Origin of the sequence: Rhizobium sp. L1K21, from assembly GCF_024055895.1 — a bacterium.
GTDB lineage: Bacteria > Pseudomonadota > Alphaproteobacteria > Rhizobiales > Rhizobiaceae > Ensifer_A.
The window spans coordinates 483,677-502,439 of the sequence record NZ_JAMXLE010000002.1 but is presented as its reverse complement, the minus strand read 5'-3'; the positions used below and the strand labels follow the sequence as shown (position 1 = coordinate 502,439).

The 18,763-nt window shown below is 56.4% G+C and carries 18 protein-coding genes; 12 read left to right on the top strand and 6 right to left on the bottom strand.

All coding sequences use genetic code 11. The annotated features are described in order from the left end of the window. Window positions 1–15: 15 nt before the first annotated feature. Window positions 16–1,260 carry an ROK family transcriptional regulator gene (locus NHF56_RS14955; RefSeq protein WP_254007722.1) on the bottom strand — a complete coding sequence of 415 codons (1,245 nt, stop codon included), beginning with the start codon at window positions 1,258–1,260 and terminating at the stop codon, window positions 16–18. Window positions 1,261–1,489: 229 nt separating this feature from the next. Between NHF56_RS14955 and NHF56_RS14950 the strand changes: the two genes are divergently transcribed. The 10 genes from NHF56_RS14950 to NHF56_RS14905 all read left to right on the top strand — a co-directional run bounded on the left by NHF56_RS14950 (window position 1,490) and on the right by NHF56_RS14905 (window position 11,853). After that, the gene (locus NHF56_RS14950; protein ID WP_252805878.1) at window positions 1,490–2,515 is read left to right on the top strand and encodes a sugar ABC transporter substrate-binding protein; all 1,026 of its coding nucleotides are present in this window, start codon (window positions 1,490–1,492) and stop codon (window positions 2,513–2,515) included. Window positions 2,516–2,622: 107 nt separating this feature from the next. Then, a complete protein-coding gene (locus NHF56_RS14945) occupies window positions 2,623–3,690 on the top strand; it encodes an ABC transporter permease (protein ID WP_252805876.1) in 1,068 nt (355 codons plus the stop codon). After that, complete coding sequence (locus NHF56_RS14940; protein WP_252805874.1) at window positions 3,690–4,466, top strand: ATP-binding cassette domain-containing protein; 777 nt, start codon at window positions 3,690–3,692, stop codon at window positions 4,464–4,466. Before NHF56_RS14945 ends, NHF56_RS14940 begins: the two co-directional genes overlap by 1 nt. A 295-nt stretch (window positions 4,467–4,761) precedes the next feature. Then, on the top strand, window positions 4,762–5,154 hold the full coding sequence (locus NHF56_RS14935) for a response regulator (RefSeq protein ID WP_252805872.1): 393 nt from the start codon (window positions 4,762–4,764) through the stop codon (window positions 5,152–5,154). Window positions 5,155–5,177: 23 nt separating this feature from the next. Beyond that, the gene (locus tag NHF56_RS14930; RefSeq protein WP_252805870.1) at window positions 5,178–5,678 is read left to right on the top strand and encodes a molybdopterin-dependent oxidoreductase; all 501 of its coding nucleotides are present in this window, start codon (window positions 5,178–5,180) and stop codon (window positions 5,676–5,678) included. Next, complete coding sequence (locus tag NHF56_RS14925) at window positions 5,675–7,894, top strand: ATP-binding protein (RefSeq protein WP_252805867.1); 2,220 nt, start codon at window positions 5,675–5,677, stop codon at window positions 7,892–7,894. Before NHF56_RS14930 ends, NHF56_RS14925 begins: the two co-directional genes overlap by 4 nt. Before the next feature lie 8 nt (window positions 7,895–7,902). After that, window positions 7,903–8,961, top strand: coding sequence for an HD-GYP domain-containing protein (locus tag NHF56_RS14920; RefSeq protein WP_252805865.1), 1,059 nt, complete (start codon window positions 7,903–7,905; stop codon window positions 8,959–8,961). A 94-nt stretch (window positions 8,962–9,055) separates the two neighbouring features. Next, a complete protein-coding gene (gene pyrC, locus NHF56_RS14915; RefSeq protein ID WP_252805864.1) occupies window positions 9,056–10,093 on the top strand; it encodes a dihydroorotase in 1,038 nt (345 codons plus the stop codon). 55 nt (window positions 10,094–10,148) lie between these two features. After that, complete coding sequence (locus tag NHF56_RS14910) at window positions 10,149–10,847, top strand: orotate phosphoribosyltransferase (RefSeq protein ID WP_252805862.1); 699 nt, start codon at window positions 10,149–10,151, stop codon at window positions 10,845–10,847. A gap of 79 nt (window positions 10,848–10,926) precedes the next feature. Further along, on the top strand, window positions 10,927–11,853 hold the full coding sequence (locus NHF56_RS14905) for a carbohydrate kinase (protein ID WP_252805860.1): 927 nt from the start codon (window positions 10,927–10,929) through the stop codon (window positions 11,851–11,853). Here NHF56_RS14905 and NHF56_RS14900 read toward each other — a convergent pair whose 3' ends face one another. Both NHF56_RS14900 and NHF56_RS14895 read right to left on the bottom strand, forming a co-directional pair. After that, window positions 11,854–12,078 (bottom strand): hypothetical protein, encoded by a 225-nt coding sequence (locus tag NHF56_RS14900; protein WP_252805857.1) that lies wholly within the window; start codon window positions 12,076–12,078, stop codon window positions 11,854–11,856. 126 nt (window positions 12,079–12,204) lie between these two features. Further along, entirely contained in the window at window positions 12,205–12,858 is a 654-nt protein-coding gene (locus NHF56_RS14895) for a glutathione S-transferase (protein WP_252805855.1), read from the bottom strand. Between the two features lie 102 nt (window positions 12,859–12,960). On the opposite strand from NHF56_RS14895, the gene NHF56_RS14890 reads away from it, so the two are divergent. Continuing rightward, on the top strand, window positions 12,961–14,175 hold the full coding sequence (locus NHF56_RS14890) for a polyhydroxyalkanoate depolymerase (protein ID WP_252805853.1): 1,215 nt from the start codon (window positions 12,961–12,963) through the stop codon (window positions 14,173–14,175). Between the two features lie 11 nt (window positions 14,176–14,186). On the opposite strand, the gene pgi is transcribed toward NHF56_RS14890, so the two are convergent. Then, window positions 14,187–15,812 carry a glucose-6-phosphate isomerase gene (gene pgi, locus NHF56_RS14885; RefSeq protein WP_252805851.1) on the bottom strand — a complete coding sequence of 542 codons (1,626 nt, stop codon included), beginning with the start codon at window positions 15,810–15,812 and terminating at the stop codon, window positions 14,187–14,189. Between the two features lie 255 nt (window positions 15,813–16,067). On the opposite strand from pgi, the gene NHF56_RS14880 reads away from it, so the two are divergent. Next, complete coding sequence (locus tag NHF56_RS14880) at window positions 16,068–16,952, top strand: glycosyltransferase (RefSeq protein ID WP_252805849.1); 885 nt, start codon at window positions 16,068–16,070, stop codon at window positions 16,950–16,952. A gap of 18 nt (window positions 16,953–16,970) precedes the next feature. Here the strand turns inward: NHF56_RS14880 and cofE are convergent, their stop codons facing one another. Both cofE and fgd read right to left on the bottom strand, forming a co-directional pair. Continuing rightward, window positions 16,971–17,732 carry a coenzyme F420-0:L-glutamate ligase gene (gene cofE, locus NHF56_RS14875; protein WP_252805847.1) on the bottom strand — a complete coding sequence of 254 codons (762 nt, stop codon included), beginning with the start codon at window positions 17,730–17,732 and terminating at the stop codon, window positions 16,971–16,973. A 5-nt stretch (window positions 17,733–17,737) separates the two neighbouring features. Next, window positions 17,738–18,742, bottom strand: a complete 1,005-nt coding sequence (fgd, locus tag NHF56_RS14870) for a glucose-6-phosphate dehydrogenase (coenzyme-F420) (protein WP_252805845.1) — start codon at window positions 18,740–18,742, stop codon at window positions 17,738–17,740. Window positions 18,743–18,763: the final 21 nt, after the last annotated feature.

The following is an 18,763-nucleotide window of genomic DNA, read 5'->3' as shown; positions in this document are numbered from 1 at the left end:
CGCTGGAACAAATGCCTATTCCTGTTCCCCCAGCATATCTTTGAAAAGTACCGCTTGATCGGTCAGGTAGCGCGCAAAAAGCGGCAGACTTGCTGCACCGCTCGCGCGCGCGCCGCTTCCCACCAACGCCTCTTCAAACACCGGTCGGCTGATGCCTTTGAGATCGAGTTGCTCGAAGGATCGCCGTGTTGCATCCACGAGTTTTCGTTTGATTGCGGCTGAAAACCCGCCCTCAATCACGATTGCCTCGAAATCAATGACGGAACATGCCGCCAGTGAAGCAAGCGCAAGGTTGCGGGCGCTCATCTCGATCCATTGATCCAGGATAGGACCGAAATCATCCCATTCATCCGGCGGGTTCCATATGCTGCTGGCATCCCGTCCTGCACCCTCGACCATTTTCTCCAGAACAAGGATTGAAGCCCCCTCAATCAGCTGCCGCGTACCGCCAGACCCATCGGGGATCGGCATGGAGCCGAACGCTCCGGCATTGCCGCTTTTTCCGGGGTACAGCATGTGGTTGAGAACGACACCCCCACCGGCAAACATGCCGACGAAAAAATACGCAAAGTCGGCATGACGTGACCCGAGGCCGAAAACGAGCTCAGCCGCACAGGCTGCTGTCGCGTCGTTTTGCAGAAAAACAGGCAGGCCGCTTGCTGCGTGGAGAAGGCTTGCGATATCGGCATCGCGCCACTTCTGCATCTCTTCAAAGGGGGTGCCCACGGTTTCTGCCCATGACCATATCTCGCCAGGCATTGCCACGCCGAGGCCGCAGATGCGTTCCAGTTGCTGCCCCGTCAGATGTCTTGAGAAATCGGATATGCCGCGTCGAACAAATTCCAGAATGTCATCCAGCTTTGGGTAGGGGTAAGATTTATAGGCCTTCCTGCGCACATTGCCGACAAAGTCCATCAACACCAGATCGGCGCTGCGGCGGCCAATCTTGAGCCCGAGGGAAAGCACACCTTCCGGGTTGAGGCGCATGGGGATCGATGGCTGCCCAACACGACCGCGCACCGGCGCGCCCCGGATCAAAAGTCCGTCGGCTTCGAGCGCCCGCATGATAACAGACACGGTCTGCGCTGACAGTCCCGACCGGCGTGCAATATCTGCCTTCGACAGTTCCTGATGCCGGCGGACCAGCGACATCACAAGCCGCTCATTATAGGCGCGAACCCGCACCTGGTTTGCACCACCGCTCGGATCCACGACCTTCGAAACGTCACTGAGCGTTTGGGTGTCCTTATCGATTTTCAATGTGTTGCCTCCTCCCAGGCAGGTAAATGCGATTTAACATCAAATCAATAATAACTCAATTCGATTTATTTATTGACAAGCGCCTCATATTGGGTTTCCCTTAATGACAGTAAGCCCCAGCCTCAGAGGAGGGCCGGCATCTTGCTAGCCTGCTTCGCGTTGGCAGTGAAGGGTTTGCTGGAATTTTCGCCGGACAAGCCGGCAACACATGTTCTCGGGAGGAACAATCATGAAAAAGTCCATCGTTTCTGCAACCCTTGGTGCGCTCGCACTCGGCGTTGCTTTCGCCTCTCCGGCCGCCGCCGAAGACGTTTCAGCCTGCCTGATCACCAAAACCGACACAAACCCTTTCTTCGTCAAGATGCGTGAAGGCGCTGAGGCCAAGGCCAAGGAGCTTGGCATCACGCTCAATGCTTATGCTGGCAAGGTCGATGGCGACAACGAGACCCAGGTACAGGCCATTGAGACCTGCATCGCCAATGGCGCAAAGGGCATTTTGCTGACCGCGTCTGACACATCGGCAATCGTGCCGTCCGTACAGCAGGCCCGTGATGCCGGTCTCCTCGTCATCGCGCTCGACACGCCGCTCAACCCGATCGACGCTGCCGATATGACCTTCGCGACGGATAACCTTCTGGCCGGTGAACTGATCGGCAAATGGGCCGCAGCAACCCTTGGCGACAAGGCCGCAGATGCCAAGATTGCCATGCTCGACCTCGACGTGTCGCAGCCGACTGTTGGCGTTCTGCGCGATCAGGGCTTCATGAAGGGCTTCGGTATAGACGTTGGCGACCCCAACAAGTGGGGCGATGAAACGGATCCGCGCATCGTCGGCCACGATGTCACGCAGGGCAACGAAGAAGGTGGCCGCAAGGCGATGGAAAACCTTCTCGCCAAGGACACCAGCATCAACGTTGTCTACACGATCAACGAGCCTGCAGCTGCCGGCGCATACGAAGCCTTGAAATCTATCGGTCGTGAAAACGACACGCTGATCGTTTCCGTCGATGGCGGTTGCCCGGGTGTCAAGAACGTCAAGGAAGGCGTGATCGGCGCGACCTCGCAGCAGTACCCGCTTCTCATGGCCTCCAAGGGCATCGAAGCGATCGCAGCCTGGGCCAAGGACGGAACGAAGCCGGAAGCAACGGAAGGCAAATCCTTCTTCGACACCGGCGTTGCACTTGTAACGGACAAGCCTGCTGAAGGTGTCGAGTCGATCGACACAGATGAAGGTACAAAGCTCTGCTGGGGTTGATATAATCCTAAACGGGTAGGAGAATTTCTCCGGGGCGGACGCTTAAGCCCGCCCCTTTTATTATCTGCGCCTGGCATGGCAGTGCGCAGTCTTGAAGGAGGGTCATCATGTCCAACTCGGACAATTATGAAGCCGCTGCCTCAGGCGCGGGCCGCGAGGTCGCATCGTTCGACCTCCACGACAAGGGGATAGTGGGCCGCTTTCATCAGGCTTTGCATTCAACGCCAGCCCTGGTTCCTCTGATCGTTCTCATCATGGCAATTGTGGTCTTCGGGCTCGTGCTGGGCAGCCGGTTCTTTTCGCCCTTCGCGCTCACACTTATTCTGCAACAGGTGCAGATTGTTGGTGTTCTTGCCGCAGCCCAGAGCCTGATCATCTTGACAGCCGGAATCGACTTGAGTGTTGGTGCGCTCGCTGTGCTGTGTTCAGTGATCATGGGCCAATTTACCTTCCGCTACGGGCTTCCGCCGTTTCTCGCTGTCATTGCTGGCATCGTGCTGGGCGCTGCCATCGGCGCCGTCAACGGCTGGCTCGTTTCTCGCGTCAAGCTGCCGCCCTTCATCGTCACGCTTGGCATGTGGCAGATCGTTCTGGCGGCCAACTATCTCTACTCTGCAAATGAAACAATCCGTGCGCAGGATATCGAATCCCAGGCACCCTTTCTCCAGCTGATGGGGGCAAAGTTTGAGATCGGCGGCGCAACGTTCACGCTCGGGGTCATCTTCATGATTGCGCTCGTGGTGGGGTTGGCCTATGCGCTTCGCTCCACAGCATGGGGCCGTCACGTTTATGCGGTCGGCGACGATCCCGAAGCTGCTGAACTCGCCGGCGTAAGCGTCAACAGAACGCTGATGTCGATCTATATCCTTGTCGGGATCATATGTGCCTTTGCCGGCTGGGTGATGATCGGCCGCTATGGCTCCGTATCACCATCGGCAACGACCGGAGTCATCGGCAATATCCAGTCCATCACCGCCGTGGTGATTGGCGGCATCTCGCTCTTCGGCGGTCGCGGGTCCATCATCGGTTCATTCTTCGGTGCGCTCATCGTGGGCGTTTTCGAGCTTGGATTGCGGATGTCGGGGGCCGATCCGCAATGGACCTATCTTCTCATCGGAACCTTGATCATCGGTGCTGTCAGCATCGACCAGTGGATTAGAAAGGTGGCTGCGTAATGGAACCGATCCTGAAAGCAACGAACCTGACCAAACGTTATGGTAAGGTGACCGCATTGGATAGATGCGACTTCGATCTCATGCCCGGCGAAATCCTGGCGGTGATTGGCGATAACGGTGCCGGTAAATCGACCTTGATCAAGGCCATTTCAGGTGCGGTGACACCTGACTCGGGGACAATCGAACTGGAAGGAAAAAAGGTCAGTTTCGAATCGCCCATTGAAGCGCGTGCTGCCGGTATCGAAACGGTTTATCAGACGCTCGCCATGTCGCCGGCGCTTTCCATAGCCGACAATATGTTCATGGGGCGCGAGTTGCGCCAGAAGGGCATTCTGGGTCAGGTCTTTCGCAGACTGGATCGCCCGGCGATGGAAAAATTTGCCCGTGAAAAGCTCTCCGACCTTGGATTGATGACCATTCAGAACATCAATCAGCCCGTGGAAACCCTCTCGGGTGGGCAGCGTCAGGGCGTTGCCGTGGCTCGTGCAGCCGCCTTCGGGTCGAAGGTCATCATTCTCGATGAGCCAACGGCAGCCTTGGGTGTGAAAGAAAGCCGGCGCGTTCTGGAGCTGATTTTGGATGTCCGTTCGCGCGGTATTCCGATCATTCTGATCTCGCACAACATGCCGCACGTTTTCGAAGTGGCCGACCGTATTCACGTCCATCGTCTCGGCAAGCGGTTGTGCGTCATCAATCCGAAAGAATACAGCATGTCAGATGCTGTCGCGTTCATGACCGGAGCAAAGGAGCCGCCGGCCCAACCGGCAGCGGCTTGATCGCCAGTAAAACGAGGCCCGCGGCAAATGCACCGCGGGCCTTTTGCTATCCGGTGGGCTGCTCTTTCAAAGGACAATCGCGCGGGGCGTATCCCCAATTCTAGTAGAAGCTGCATAGAAGAAATTTAACGTTTCACTCTCAGCCTATGGCAGCAAAAAGCGATTTCGTATCGCAATGATAGCGGGCGCAGAAAAGTTCTTCACGAACCAGGCATGATGCCACCGCGCTCACCGGTCGCGCCCGGAGTGAAACTGTGAGCAAGCGCATGTGTGCTGGTAGGTATTGAGTCGCCCCATGAGCATTCTAATTGTTGAGGACAACCCGACCAACGGCCTCATCCTCAAACACCTTGTCAAAAAGGTCTATGCCGGAGAAATCGTTGTCGAAGCCGAGCCCGCAAAGGCGCTCCAGCTTTGTCATTTGCACGATTTCGCTCTCCTCCTCGTTGATCAAAAACTGCCGGGCATGACGGGGCTGCAATTCTTCCGCATGCTTCGCCGTCTGCCGCGATATCAGAGTGTGCCGGCTGTCATGGTGACGGCGGATACGTCGCGCGCGCTGCGCGAGGAAGCGCTGAGCGCCGGTGTTACGGAGTTTCTGACCAAGCCGGTCGAAGCCCTGAGCTTTGCCGCATTGATGGCCGCGCTTGTTCCGCAGGAAATGATCGACGCTGATCTCGCCATTTAAACGTCTCTCTGGAGGAATATCGCATGAAACTGGCTTTTCTGTCCCTGCTCTTCAGCGGGGTTGCCTTCTTTGCCTCACCGCTCCAAGCCATGGAGGCGCCCACCGGCAGGGTTATCCTGACGGTGAAGGGCAATGTCGAAAATACCAATAGCGAAGGTGCTGCAAAATTCGACCTCGCAATGTTGGAGGCCCTCGCTGGACGCTCGGCGACCATGGAAACTCCTTGGACAGAGGGGGAGGTCACCTTCAGCGGTCCTTATCTGCGATCCATCCTCGAGGCTGCTGGCGCATCTGGTCACAAGCTGATTGTCCGCGCCCTCAACGATTACGCAGCCGATGTCCCGTTTGAGGACGGCAAATTGGATGTCATCATGGCAACCCGAAAGAACGGGTCGGAAATGCCGGTACGCGACAAGGGGCCTCTTTTCCTGGTCTATCCGTTTGATCTCGACAAAAGCCTCTACAGCGAGAAAATTTTCGCCCGCTCCGTCTGGCAGATCAAGGAAATAGAGGTCGTTGAATGACGCAGTTTTCCCGCGAAGCGGGCGCGCTGATGCAGCGTGCGGGCAAACGGACGGCAGCCCTCCAGGTTGTTGCCATTGCCCTGTTATGCATTATTTCCTTTCTCTACCTGCAGCTTTCCACGAAGCAGAACCAACTCAGTGACGGCGTCCACGAAAATGCTATGTGGGCGGTCTTTCAGCTTGACCGCGAAGTCAGAACCATTGAGCAGATGGCCGACAGAATGGTGGATGGCGTTGATCTTCATGGCGACCCGGAAGCAGATATCGCATTGCGCCTCGACATTCTGTATTCGCGGATCGATCTTCTCAACAAGCCCGGCTACCTGTCCTTCTTTGACGATCAGGCACTGATTGATCAAAAGAAGTCTGAATTCCTCGATCACTTCCGAAAGCTCGAGCCGGATCTGATACGGCTGTCAAAAGGGGATACCAGCGAGATACTCGTTGACGAGATTCATGAGAATCTCGAACAGTTCGAAAAACTCAGCAATCAGTTTCTGCTGACAGCCAACAGTGTTTCGTCAGCGACGCGCGCGGACCGCAAGGAAAAGCTTGAGGCGACGCAGACGTTGATCGGTGTTTTTGTCGCCTTCCTCTTGGCCTCTATCCTGCTTTTGATTGCCACCTTGCGCAGGCAGCTCACCTCGGTGCGCGCAGCCGGTATGAGCCTCGAAGCCATGACCCTGCAGATTTCGGAAGCCTATTCGGCCGCTGATGCTGGCAACCGCGCAAAATCGCAATTCATGGCCACGATGGGACATGAAATTCGCACACCGCTGAACGCCATCCTCGGAACGGCAGAGTTGATGGAATACAGCAGCATTCCCAAACACGTTCGCGACAACGTCAAGGTCATTCGCTCTTCTGGCGAGGCGCTTTTAGAGGTTTTGAACGAGGTTCTCGATTACGCCAAAATCGAACATGGACGCCTGGAACTGGAGGAACGCGCTGTAAACGTCGAACAGTTGCTGGACTCGGTGTCAAGCATCATGGGCGGCCGCGCTGCGGAAAGCGGCAACCGGATCGTTTTGGACCTGCCGGAAAAACTCGAATGGCCATGGGTGAAAACCGATCCGACGCGGATTCGCCAGGTTCTTCTTAACCTCACGAGCAATGCGATCAAGTTCACCGAAAATGGAACAATCACGCTCGCGGTGCGGGAGCGCTCAGGTATGGGCGGAACGAGAGTTTTGCATTTTGAGGTGAAGGACAGTGGGATCGGCATCGACGAGGCAGGACAAAGACGGCTCTTCAAGCCTTTCTCACAGGTTGATGCCAGCATCAGTCGCAGGTTCGGCGGTACCGGCCTCGGCCTGACCATCTGCAAGGAAATCGTCGAACGTCTCGGCGGCCAGATCGGTGTGTGGAGCGAACTGGGCAAAGGCAGCACGTTCTGGATGGATATCCCGATCGGCATCGCGGAAGCCGGCGACGACGAGGTGCAAATTAAGCAACTGGTGGAAATGTCCCACCTGTTACCGTTGCGGATCCTGCTTGCAGAAGACAACAAGGCGAACCAGCAGGTGGCGACGCGCTTTCTGGCACGGCTTGGTCAGACTGCTGATGTCGCTGCCAATGGTTTGGAAGCAGTGGAAATGGCGAGCCAGTCTGAATACGACCTCATCCTGATGGATATGCAGATGCCGGAAATGGATGGTATCAGCGCGGCGAGAGCCATCCGCAACAAAACCGGGCCAAATCAGACCGTTCCTATTATTGCCATGACGGCGAATGCCTCTGACGATGACCGCCGAGCCTGCCGCGAAGCGGGTATGAGCGGTTTTGAGACAAAGCCCATTTCGCTCATGCGTTTGAGGACGGTGCTCATCGGTGCCGGTGCAACACCTTTGAAAAATCATCAGGCAGCGGTGAAAGACGACAAGATTGAACAGGCTGCTGTCGCAAACGGTGGCCTGGATTTTGCCCGCCGCGACGAACTTGTCGAGGCCCTGGGCGAAGAGATTTATCAGGAGCTGCTGGACTCCTTTTTCAATGACGCCACTGCGCTTCTCACTGACCTGCGAACCGCTTTGGCGTCAGGCAATTGCGAGGCGGCGGATAACGCGTTGCACACGATCAAGGGTGCCGCCGCTAACGTTGGTTTCAAGGAAATTGCCGAGTTAGCGGAAGACTTGCGATCCCGCGCGGACAATGCCGCGAAGCTGGATAGGCTTGAAAAAACAATCAATCAGGAAAAGGCGGAATTCGCCGCATAGGGGGCTTTATGAAAGTTCTTGTTCTCGACGACAACAAAACCAGTCTCGACTTGCTGGTGAAATTCACCGAAAGCGCCATCGGTTGCACGGCTCTACCGTTTGCCTCCCCTGCAGCCGCGCTCGCAGCCATGCCGCACCTTGATTTCGATGTCGCGGTGATCGATTTTCAGATGCCGGTCTATAATGGCGTGGAATTTCTCGATGAGATGATGCGCTTCGACAAATATACCAATGTGCCAGTGATCTTCGTGACCGGCGATACAGATGTTGCCACGCGCATCACAATTCTCGATGCCGGCGCGACCGATTTTATTACAAAGCCGGTCGATATACAGGAGTTCAAGGTCAGGCTGCAGAATGTGCTGGCGCTCTCCGAGGCGCGCCGCGAACTGGCCGAAAAACTCGATTGGTTGCAGGAAGCGATTGATAGAGGCGTCCTTGAATTGAAGGCCCGCGAACGCGAAATCGTTCACCGGCTGACGATTTCAGCGGGTTTCAAGGACACAACGGCCGCCTCGCACAATTTGCGCGTCGCCGCCTTTGCCGAAGCAATCGCCAGAGCCTATGGCCTGTCAGATGAAGAATGCGACGACATCAGGCTAGCAGCGCCTCTGCACGATTTCGGTGGGGCAGCTTCGCCCGATACATCCATGCTGAAGCAGGGCAGAATGACCGAATCCGCTTACCGCAAGAACCTGCGAAAGAACGCCACCGTTCATGATATCCTGGCAGGCAGCAGCAAATCGGTACTGGCATTGGTGGGTGACATCGCCGCGTGCCTGAACGAACGTTGGGATGGGCAAGGCACGCCCAACAGGCTCAAGGGAGACGCCATTCCGCTCGGTGCGCGTATCGTCGCGGTTGCCGATGTGTTTGACAAGCTGACAACCGAGCGGCCATTCAAGGAAGCCTGGCCTCTGGAGCGTGCAGCCCAGCATATTCGCTCGCGATCCGGTATTCAGTTTGATCCCGATTGCGTCAAAGCCTTCGAAAAGGCCATTCCCGACATCTACAAGATCATGGATCGCGATCAGTTTCCATCCGCGGGCATCGCAGAAGCATCCTGAGCCGAGGCCAATCGGCTAAAGGCCCGGCGCAAAGGCATTGTCATGCCCACGCCGGGGATGCTATCGAACGGCCACTTTCTGCCGGAGACCGCCCATGAACCGATTGACGATCCGCAAGCCTGACGATTGGCACTTGCATCTGCGTGATGGTGATATGCTGAAGGGCATTCTGCCGGAGACGAGCCGTCACTTTGCTCGTGCCATCATCATGCCCAATCTGGTTCCGCCGGTGGTAACGAGCGCGGATGCGTCAGCCTATCGCGAACGCATCATGGCAGCGCTCCCGGCTGATGATCGTTTCGAACCCTTGATGACGCTCTACCTGACCGAGGGAACCGATCCCGATGATGTTGAGAAAGGTTATAAATCCGGTCTTGTCAAGGCGGTGAAGCTTTATCCGGCGGGCGCCACGACAAACTCGCACAGCGGCGTGCGCGACCTTGAAAAGGTCATGCCGGTTCTGGAGCGCATGGCAAAAATTGGCCTGCCGCTCTGTGTGCATGGCGAAGTGACGACGCCGGAGGTTGATATTTTCGACCGTGAGGCCGTGTTCATCGAAACGGTTCTCGATCCGCTGCGCAAACGCCTGCCCGATCTGAAAATCACGATGGAGCACGTGACAACCGAAGACGGCGTAAACTACATTCGCGCTGCCGAGCGCAATCTCGCCGGTTCGATCACCACCCATCACCTCATCATCAACCGAAATGCTATCCTCGTCGGCGGCATCAGGCCACACTATTACTGTCTGCCGGTCGCCAAACGCGAAAAACATCGCCTCGCGCTGCGGGCAGCGGCAACATCCGGTGACGCCCGTTTCTTTCTGGGAACCGATTCAGCCCCTCATGCGGACCCCGCCAAGGAGTGCGGCTGTGGTTGTGCCGGTTGCTTTACCGCGACCAACACCATGAGCTGCCTGGCCCATGTTTTCGAAGACAAGGGCGCTCTGGATAAGCTCGAAGCCTTTGTTTCGCTCAATGGCCCTGCCTGGTACGGTTTGCCGGTCAACGAAGAAACGGTAACGCTGTCAAAGGAAGCGCAACCGGTCTCCTACCCGGAAAAGATCGAAACAGGTGCTGGCCCGGTGACTGTGTTTGATCCCATGTTCCCGCTCTTTTGGCGGGTGGAATAGGCTTTGCAGCAGTTCGCATTTCCAGTGCATAAAATTGATCGATCAGGAGAGCAGAATGTTTCAGTATTCATTTCCCGCAAAGCCGGTTATGGCCGAAACCATGGCGAAGATGCTCTGGGAGATCAAGGCGGTGCATTTCCGTCCCGAAGAACCCTATACGCTTGCCTCCGGCATGAAGAGCCCTGTCTATATCGACTGCCGCAAGCTGATTTCTTACCCGCGCATTCGCTCAACAATCATGGATTTTGCCGCATCAACGCTGCTCTCGGAAGTCGGGTTCGAACAGTTCGATTGCGTCGCCGGGGGCGAAACTGCCGGCATCCCATTTGCCGCCTTCCTGGCTGAACGTCTCGGGCTGCCAATGATCTACGTTCGCAAGAAGCCGAAAGGCCACGGGCGGGCAGCGCAGATCGAGGGCGATATGCCGGAAGGCGCACGTGTGCTGGTCATCGAAGACCTGACAACGGCAGGCGGATCGATGTTTACCTTCATTGATGCGGTCCGCAATGCAGGTGGCACGGTCGACCACGGAATGGCGCTCTTTTACTATGGTATCTTCAAGGAAGCCGCAGAACGCTTTGATAATGGCAAGGTCGCGCTTCACCATATTGCCACCTGGCAGAATGTCCTGACTGTGGCCCGTGAGAAGTCGCTCTTCGACGAAAAGACGCTGAATTCTGTCGAAAGCTTCCTCAATGCGCCCCTCGATTGGTCGGCAGCGCATGGCGGTGTTTCGGAACTGCCGACGGCGTGAATTTGCGCACGCAAATCGCTGGCAATTTGACTTGTGATGATTTAAATCGATTGAAACGAATTCAAACGAGGACGGTTCAATGATCCTTTGCTGTGGAGAAGCCCTGATCGACATGCTGCCGCGTGACACCACGCTCGGCGAGGAAGGTTACGCCCCCTATGCCGGCGGCGCAGTCTTCAATACGGCAATTGCGCTCGGACGGCTTGGCGTCGACACAGGGTTTTTCACCGGACTTTCCGACGACATGATGGGCGACATTCTGCGGGCTTCGCTGGACGCCGCCCATGTGGATTATGCGCATTGCGCCGTCTCGTCCCGCCCTACGACGCTCGCCTTTGTGAAGCTGGTCGATGGGTCTGCCTCCTACGCCTTTTATGACGAGAACACTGCCGGCCGCATGATCACGCGGGATGACATGCCGATACTGGGCGACGATTGCGAGGCCATGCATTTCGGCGCAATCAGCCTCATTCCAGACCCGTGCGGCGATACATACGAAACGCTCTTGCGGCGCGAGAGCGCAAAACGCGTGATTTCCCTCGATCCCAACATCCGCCCAGGCTTCATCAAGGACAAGGACGCGCACATGGCGCGTATACGGCGCATGGCAGCGCAGTCCGACATCGTGAAGTTTTCCGACGAAGACCTTGCCTGGTTCGGCATGCACGGTGATCAGGCAACGCTCGCCGCCTATTGGCTCAATGCAGGCGCAAAACTGGTTGTCATCACCAAGGGGGCAGATGGTGCCGATGGCTACACCAAGGATTTTGTCGTTTCCGTTCCCGGTGTAAAGACAGAGGTTGTGGATACGGTGGGTGCTGGCGATACGTTTGACGCGGGCATTCTGGCGTCGTTGAAACTGCAGAACCTGCTGACCAAGAAACAGGTCGCCACACTCAGCCAGGTCGCCGTGCGCGAAGCGCTTTCTCTTGGCGCTAAGGCCGCTGCCGTAACGGTTTCCCGCGCCGGCGCCAACCCGCCTTGGGCTGCTGAAATCGGGCTCTAATCAGGCCTTGTTTCCAGGCCACGTGAGCGCAATCAGAATGACAAACATGGTCGGCACAAACGCCAGTGCCGGAATGATGATGGCCGGATAGCCGAATTTCACAATGGCGAGAAGCCAGATCAGCACCATGTTGACGATGAAGAGGGCCTTCGTCGCTGCTGGGCCCTGTACGGCTTCTTTCAGGGCCCACCCGAAAATCGGGATATTGTAAAACACACTCTGCATGGCTCTATCCTGTGCTCTCCAGCAATCTTGATAGAAGCCAAATAGTGCGCATGAACCGCCGATGGAAGTATAAAGCAGGCCTCTGCTTCAATTGGTCGCTTCATGTGTAGTCGGAGTGTTTCGACCTCAGAACTCCACTTCGAGCTCCACGATTTCGGCGGGCTCTGCTTCTGCGCCTGCGATCCACTGCTTCATGAGTGGCCAGTCGAAAACCATGTCGCAATAGGCCTGAAGCTTGGGTTCGAGTTCGACAGCATACGTGCGAAATCGTGAGCAGACGGGTGCAAACATGGCATCTGCTGCGGTCGGCTTCGCACCAAACAACCATGGTCCGCCATAGGCGTCCAGACATTCGGTCCAGATTTCCTTGACGCGTTCCACGTCCGGTCGCGCGCCGGTGAAAATCTTGAACGTGTCGTAGGTTGTGCGGATGTTCATCGGCATGGCCGAGCGCATGTTCTGGAAGCCCGAATGCATCTCGCCGCATATGGCCCGGCAATGCGCCCGCTGGGCCATATCTGCCGGAAAGAGACCCGCATCGGGAAACCGTTCGTGCATATATTCCGCAATCGCCAGCGTATCCCACACATCGACGTCGCCATCTGTAAGGCGCGGAACGAGGACCGACGGCGAGAGCAGGAGGAGTTCCTGGCGGTTCTTCTCATCCGGAGGTGCAATCACCTCGTCGAATTCCAGTCCGGCCATTTTACACAAGAGCCAGCCGCGCAGCGACCATGAGGAATAGTTCTTTGATGAGATTGTCAGCTTTGCTGAAGTCATTGGCCCGCGCTCCCATTTTCGCAAGCGGAAATTTATCCACTGGCAAGCCTTGCAAAAATGCACTACTTTTTTGCAGCGCACAAGAAGTCATCGGAGTTGCCAATGCTCTATCAGGCCTATCAGTTGCAAGACGATCTCATCGGACCGTTCCGGGAGATGGCGCGTTTCTGGATGCGGGTCGGCAACTGGGGGTTCGATCCGGTGAGCCGTGAGGCAGGCAACAAGCTGCTGGCGGCCATGGAAATGGTCTCACGCTTCGAGCTTTCGCATGATCGTCCGGATTTCGGCATTTCGGAAGTGAAAACGGGCAATCAGATAGTCTCCGTTCGCGAAGATGTCGTGATGGAATTGCCCTTTGGCAGGCTTTTGCACTTCAAGAAGGACATTGACGCCCGACAGCCGAAGGTTTTGGTGGTGGCACCGCTTTCTGGCCACTTTTCCACGTTGCTCGCCGGCACGGTGAGGACGATGCTGCAGGACCATGACGTTTATATAACCGACTGGACAAATGCGAGGGAGGTTCCCCTGAGCGAGGGGAGGTTCGGTGTCGAAGACTATATCACTTATCTGATCCGGTTTCTCGAAAAGATAGGGCCAGGCGCACATATTCTGGCGGTCTGTCAGCCCTGCGTGCAGGCGCTGGCGGCCGTTGCGGTCATGTCTGAGGAAAACCACCCGGCAACGCCGAAAACAATGACCCTGATGGCGGGGCCGATCGACCCGCGCGAGAGCCCCACAGAGGTCAACGAACTGGCGGTGAAGAAGTCGCTCGAGTGGTTTGAAAACTCCATGATTTCAACCGTGCCGCACCGCTATCCCGGTGGCGGCCGCAGGGTCTATCCGGGTTTTCTGCAGCTGATCGCTTTCATGTCGATGAACATGGATCGGCATCGCACAGCCCACCGCAAGCTTTACGATCACCTTGCAAAAGGTGAGACGGAGGCAGCGGAAAAGATCAAGACCTTCTATGACGAATATTTCGCGGTTCTGGATCTCAGTGAAGAATTCTATATCGAAACGATCGACCGAATTTTCCAGAAAGCCGAACTGACCATTGGCGAATTTCATTACAAAGGCAAACCGGTCAATCCCGGTGCGATCCGAAAGACGGCTTTGTTGACGGTCGAGGGCGGGCGCGACGATATCTGCGCGCTCGGCCAGACTGCTGCCGCACATGATCTCTGCAATTCACTGCGCCCGCACCTCAAGCGCCATCATTTGCAGGCCAATGTCGGCCATTATGGCGTGTTCAACGGTCGCCACTGGAACAACGAGATTTATCCCGTTGTGCGAAATCATATTCTGATGATGGAATAGGGCAGGTGGGCCTATTCGGCTTTTGCCTGAAGGGCCGCGACAAGACCCGCCGTGGATGAATCCAGGCCATCGGTGCCTTTTTCGCCCTGCACAACCGGCAAAAGCCCCGTTGCCAGTTCCTTGCCGAGTTCGACACCCCACTGGTCAAACGAGTTGATGCCGTAAAGCACACCTTCGACAAATACGCGGTGTTCATAAAGCGCAATCAGACGACCGAGCGCAAGGGGTGTCAACTTGTCATAGGCGATGGTGATCGATGGTCTGTTGCCGGTGAAAACGCGGTGTGGCGCAATCTTCTCCGCTTCATCCTCTGCCCAGTTCTGTGCAAGCAATTGCGCCTTTGCCTCTTGCTTTGTGCGGCCCTTCAAGAGCGCCTGCGACTGTGCCAGGCAGTTGGACATCAAAAGCTGGTGTTGATAGCGCAACTTTTCCTCAAAGCCATTGGCAGCAATCATGAATTCGACAGGAATAATATCGGTACCCTGATGCAGCAGCTGGAAGAAGGCGTGTTGACCATTGGTGCCGGGCTCTCCCCAGACAACAGGTCCGGAGGAACCGACAACCGGCGAACCATCCATCACCACGCCTTTGCCGTTCGATTCCATATCGAGCTGCTGCAGATAGGCGGCAAAGCGTGAAAGCCGCTGGTCATAGGGAATGACGGCGCGTGAGGTGCAGCCAAGGATATTGCGCTGATACCAGCCGACAAGCCCAAGCAGCATGGGCAGGTTTTCGCGCAAGGGGGCGGACCGGAAATGGTTGTCCATCGCATGCGCGCCTTCCAGGAACTGGACGAAGCTCTCGGGCCCGACGGCAATCATCAAGGGCAGGCCGATGGCCGACCAGATGGAATAGCGCCCGCCGACCCAATCCCAGAACCCAAAGACGCGGTCGCTGCCGATGCCGAAGTCGGCGACTTTTTCAAGCGCTGTGGACACTGCAGCAAAGTGGTGTTGAACCGCATCTTCGCCCAACGCATTGGCAATGAAGGCGCGCGCGGTCTTCGCGTTGGTCATCGTTTCGATGGTGGTAAATGTCTTCGAAGCGACAATGAAGAGCGATGTCTCGGGGTCGAGACCCTTGATCGTATCGGCAATGTGTGCGCCATCGACATTTGAGACGTAATGAAGACGCGGACCATCATGGAACGGTGCAAGCGCCAGTGTCGTCATCGCCGGGCCAAGATCCGAGCCGCCGATACCGATATTGACCACATCGGTGAACTTTTTGCCCGTAGCACCCTTGATGGCGCCTGAGCGGACGCCGTTTGAAAAGGCTGACATGGCATCAAGTACTGCGTTCACATCCGGCATCACATCTTTGCCATCCACCATCACCGGCGTATTGGAGCGGTTGCGCAGCGCAGTGTGCAGGACGGCGCGTTTTTCCGTAATATTGATGATCGCGCCCGCAAACATCGCATCGCGCTTCTCTGCAACGCCGGCTTCGGCCGCAGCTTTTTCGAGAAGTGCCATAATTGGCTCGTTTACCGCCGTCTTGGAATAATCAAACAGCATGTCGCCGAGGGATGTGCTGTATTTGGAAAAACGCTGCGGATCGGCCGCAAATGCGCCCCGAATATCGGTCGCAGATGTGTTTTCAACAGCAGTTTTCAACGCGGCGACGATCGATTGCATGTGGGTCTTCCTTCAGTGCCTGGGGATTGGCTTGGACAGATTGAAAATAGGACAGCATAGTATCGCAATCAAGACGGAATTTAAATCGATTGAAGGTCCGAAAATATAGAGGTTTTGCAATATTGACATCAGTGAAAGCCCTATCCTCGTAGGTGCCAGACCTTCACAAGCTTTATCTAAAGGTACGGACAAGCTTACTAGGGTTAAATAGTCTGCAATGCATTCTTGACGACAACGGTGCGAGGCCAGACATTCATGCAGCTCAAAGCATTCCCCGGCGGTTGGGAGGAGCATGCGAACAAGCATTGCATCTGGATCGTTTCTCCGCCCGGCTATTCCGCGAGTCATGCCTTTGACGAGGTTGCGGAGACCTTGAGCGCAGCCTTTTCAGAGCTTGGCGGGTCTGCTCCTGTTGTTCACGATACGAAGGATTTTCGCGGACGTGTTCCGATCATTTATGGCGCGAACCTGTTGGCAGCCATGCCACAAACCACGCTTCCCGAAGGCAGCATCATCGTCAATCTGGAGCAGGTTTCCACGGATAGTGAATGGTTCAACGCCGCTTATCTTTCGCATCTGAAAACCTGTCCGGTGATCGATTACAGTCCACGAAACCGCGAAAATCTGGTCTCGATGGGCGTAAATCACGCAGAGCTTCTCGAGATTGGATATCACCCTTGCCTGCGGAGAATTCGCCCCGCGCGGGAAAAGGACATCGACGTTCTTTTCTACGGTTCAAGGGGAGAGCGGCGGAACCATGTCTTGCAGCAAATTCACGAACGTGGGCTCAAGCTCGCTGTTGTCTATGGCGTCTTTGGTGCGGAGCGTGACGCGGCTATTGCGCGGTCGAAGATTGTTCTGAATGTCCACCACTACAGTGCTGCCGTCTTCGAAATCGTTCGCGCCTCCTATCTGATGGCCAATGCGACATGTGTGCTGACCGAAGGCGACCCCGACGATCCCGATATTCTCCCTTACCGGGAAGGATTGGCCATCGAACCCTATGAGCGGCTAGCCGATCGTGCTGTGGAACTGATTGCCAATGACAAGGAACGCGCCATACTTGCCGCGCGCGGCTGGGACGCGATGCGTCGTCGCCCATTGGCACCGATGCTGAAGGCGCTGATGGAAAAGCAATAGCTGGCCGGTTTTCGGAAATCAGCGAAACAGATCTTCGTCCAGCGGTCGGATCAGAGATGATGACGGCAGAGGGTTTTGCGCTGGCGGCAGGCCGCGGATCAGAACCACCGGTCTGCCTTCATCGGCTTGACCCATCAGGATGGATGCTGCACTGGCCAATTCATCGGCATGGGCAATGGTGGAGACCAGTAGGGTGCGCCCAAAAAGATCCGTGTCGCCGCGCCGGTCGACAAAGCTTTCAATGCCTGCTGCCCCAATGGCAATGCCTGTAGTTCCGTTGCGAAACGGTCGGCCAAAGCTGTCAGCGATAACGATGCCGGGTTTGATACCAAGCTTTTGCCCCAGCTGATCGCGCAGCGCTTCAGCCGAAGCGTCCGGGTTTTCAGGCAGAAGGAGGATACGATCATCATCACCACCCTCGACATTGGATTGGTCGATGCCGGCCTGTGCCATGACAAAGCCCAGTCTGTGGCGCACAACAAGAACACCCTTGCGCTTGCGCACGACCTCTGTGCTTTCGTCCAGGATAGCCTGCACGAGGCGCGGGTCCTTACCCGTTTCATCAGCTAGTTGCTTAGCCTGAGCGCCGGGCGCGATGTCTGAAAGATTGCGAAATCGCCCTTCCGCCTTCGACACGATCTTTTGTGCCAGAACCAGAATATCGCCTTCAGCCAGCGTAATGTCCTGTGCGGCCATTCTGTCGGCAATCAGCTGCGCCAGATCATCACCTGGCTGAACCAGCGGGAAGCCGTCAAGCGCCGTCAGTGTCAGTTGCGGCACGGGTCTTATCCGAATGTCGAGCGAATGCGCGGCGCAACCTCTTCTGCAAACTGGGTCAGGAAGCGGTGCTGATCGGGTCCCGGCGCGTGGAAGACGAAATGGTTGAAGCCCAGTTCGGCATAGGGTTTCAACTTTTCGACCACTTCCTCGGGGTCGCCAGTCACAATCCAGCGGCTTGCGGTCTGATCGGAGGAAAGGCTGTCAGCCAGCTTTTCCATTTCCAGTGGGTCTTCAACGGACATTTTCTGATCGGGCGTCAGCGCCAGTGCACCCCAGAAGCGTGTGTCCTCCTTGGCCCGGGCGACATCCTTGTCGAAGGAGAGCTTCACCTCAATCATCCGATCAACCTCGGATGAAGCGCGTCCTTTTTCATTCAACCCCTCCTCGAGATTTGGAATGAGGGTGTCCTTGTAGAGCGAGGGTGCCTTGCCAGACGTGCAGATAAATCCATCGCCGAAACGCCCGGCATATTTGGCAATCATCGGACCGGCAGCGGCGACATAAATCGGCACCGGCTCGTCGGGACGATCGTAGATCGTTGCACTTTCGGTCTTGTAAAACTCCCCGTCAAAGGTCACGCGCTCTTCGCTCCAGAGCTGACGGATGAGCCGGACGGCTTCGCGCAGACGGCTGAATCGTTCCTTGCGCTCGGGCCATTCGCAGCCCGTTGCCGGCACTTCGTTCAGGCCTTCGCCCGTGCCGATGCCGAGAATAATGCGTCCGGGAAACATCGAGCCCAGTGTGCCGAAGCTTTGCGCAACCATGGAAGGATGATGGCGGAATGTCGGGGTCAGCACCGATGTGCCAAGGGCAATGCGTTCAGTGCGTGCACCGACAGCGCCAAGCCAGACGAGTGCATGCGGCGCGTGGCCACCGGTGTGACGCCAGGGCTGAAAGTGATCGGAAATGAAAACGCTGTCGAGACCAACGTCCTCGGCAAGGACAGCAAAGTCCATCAGATCGCGCGGCAGAAACTGTTCTGCGGAAGCCTTGTAGCCTATGCGTAGCATGCGGATAGTCCCCTTTTATTC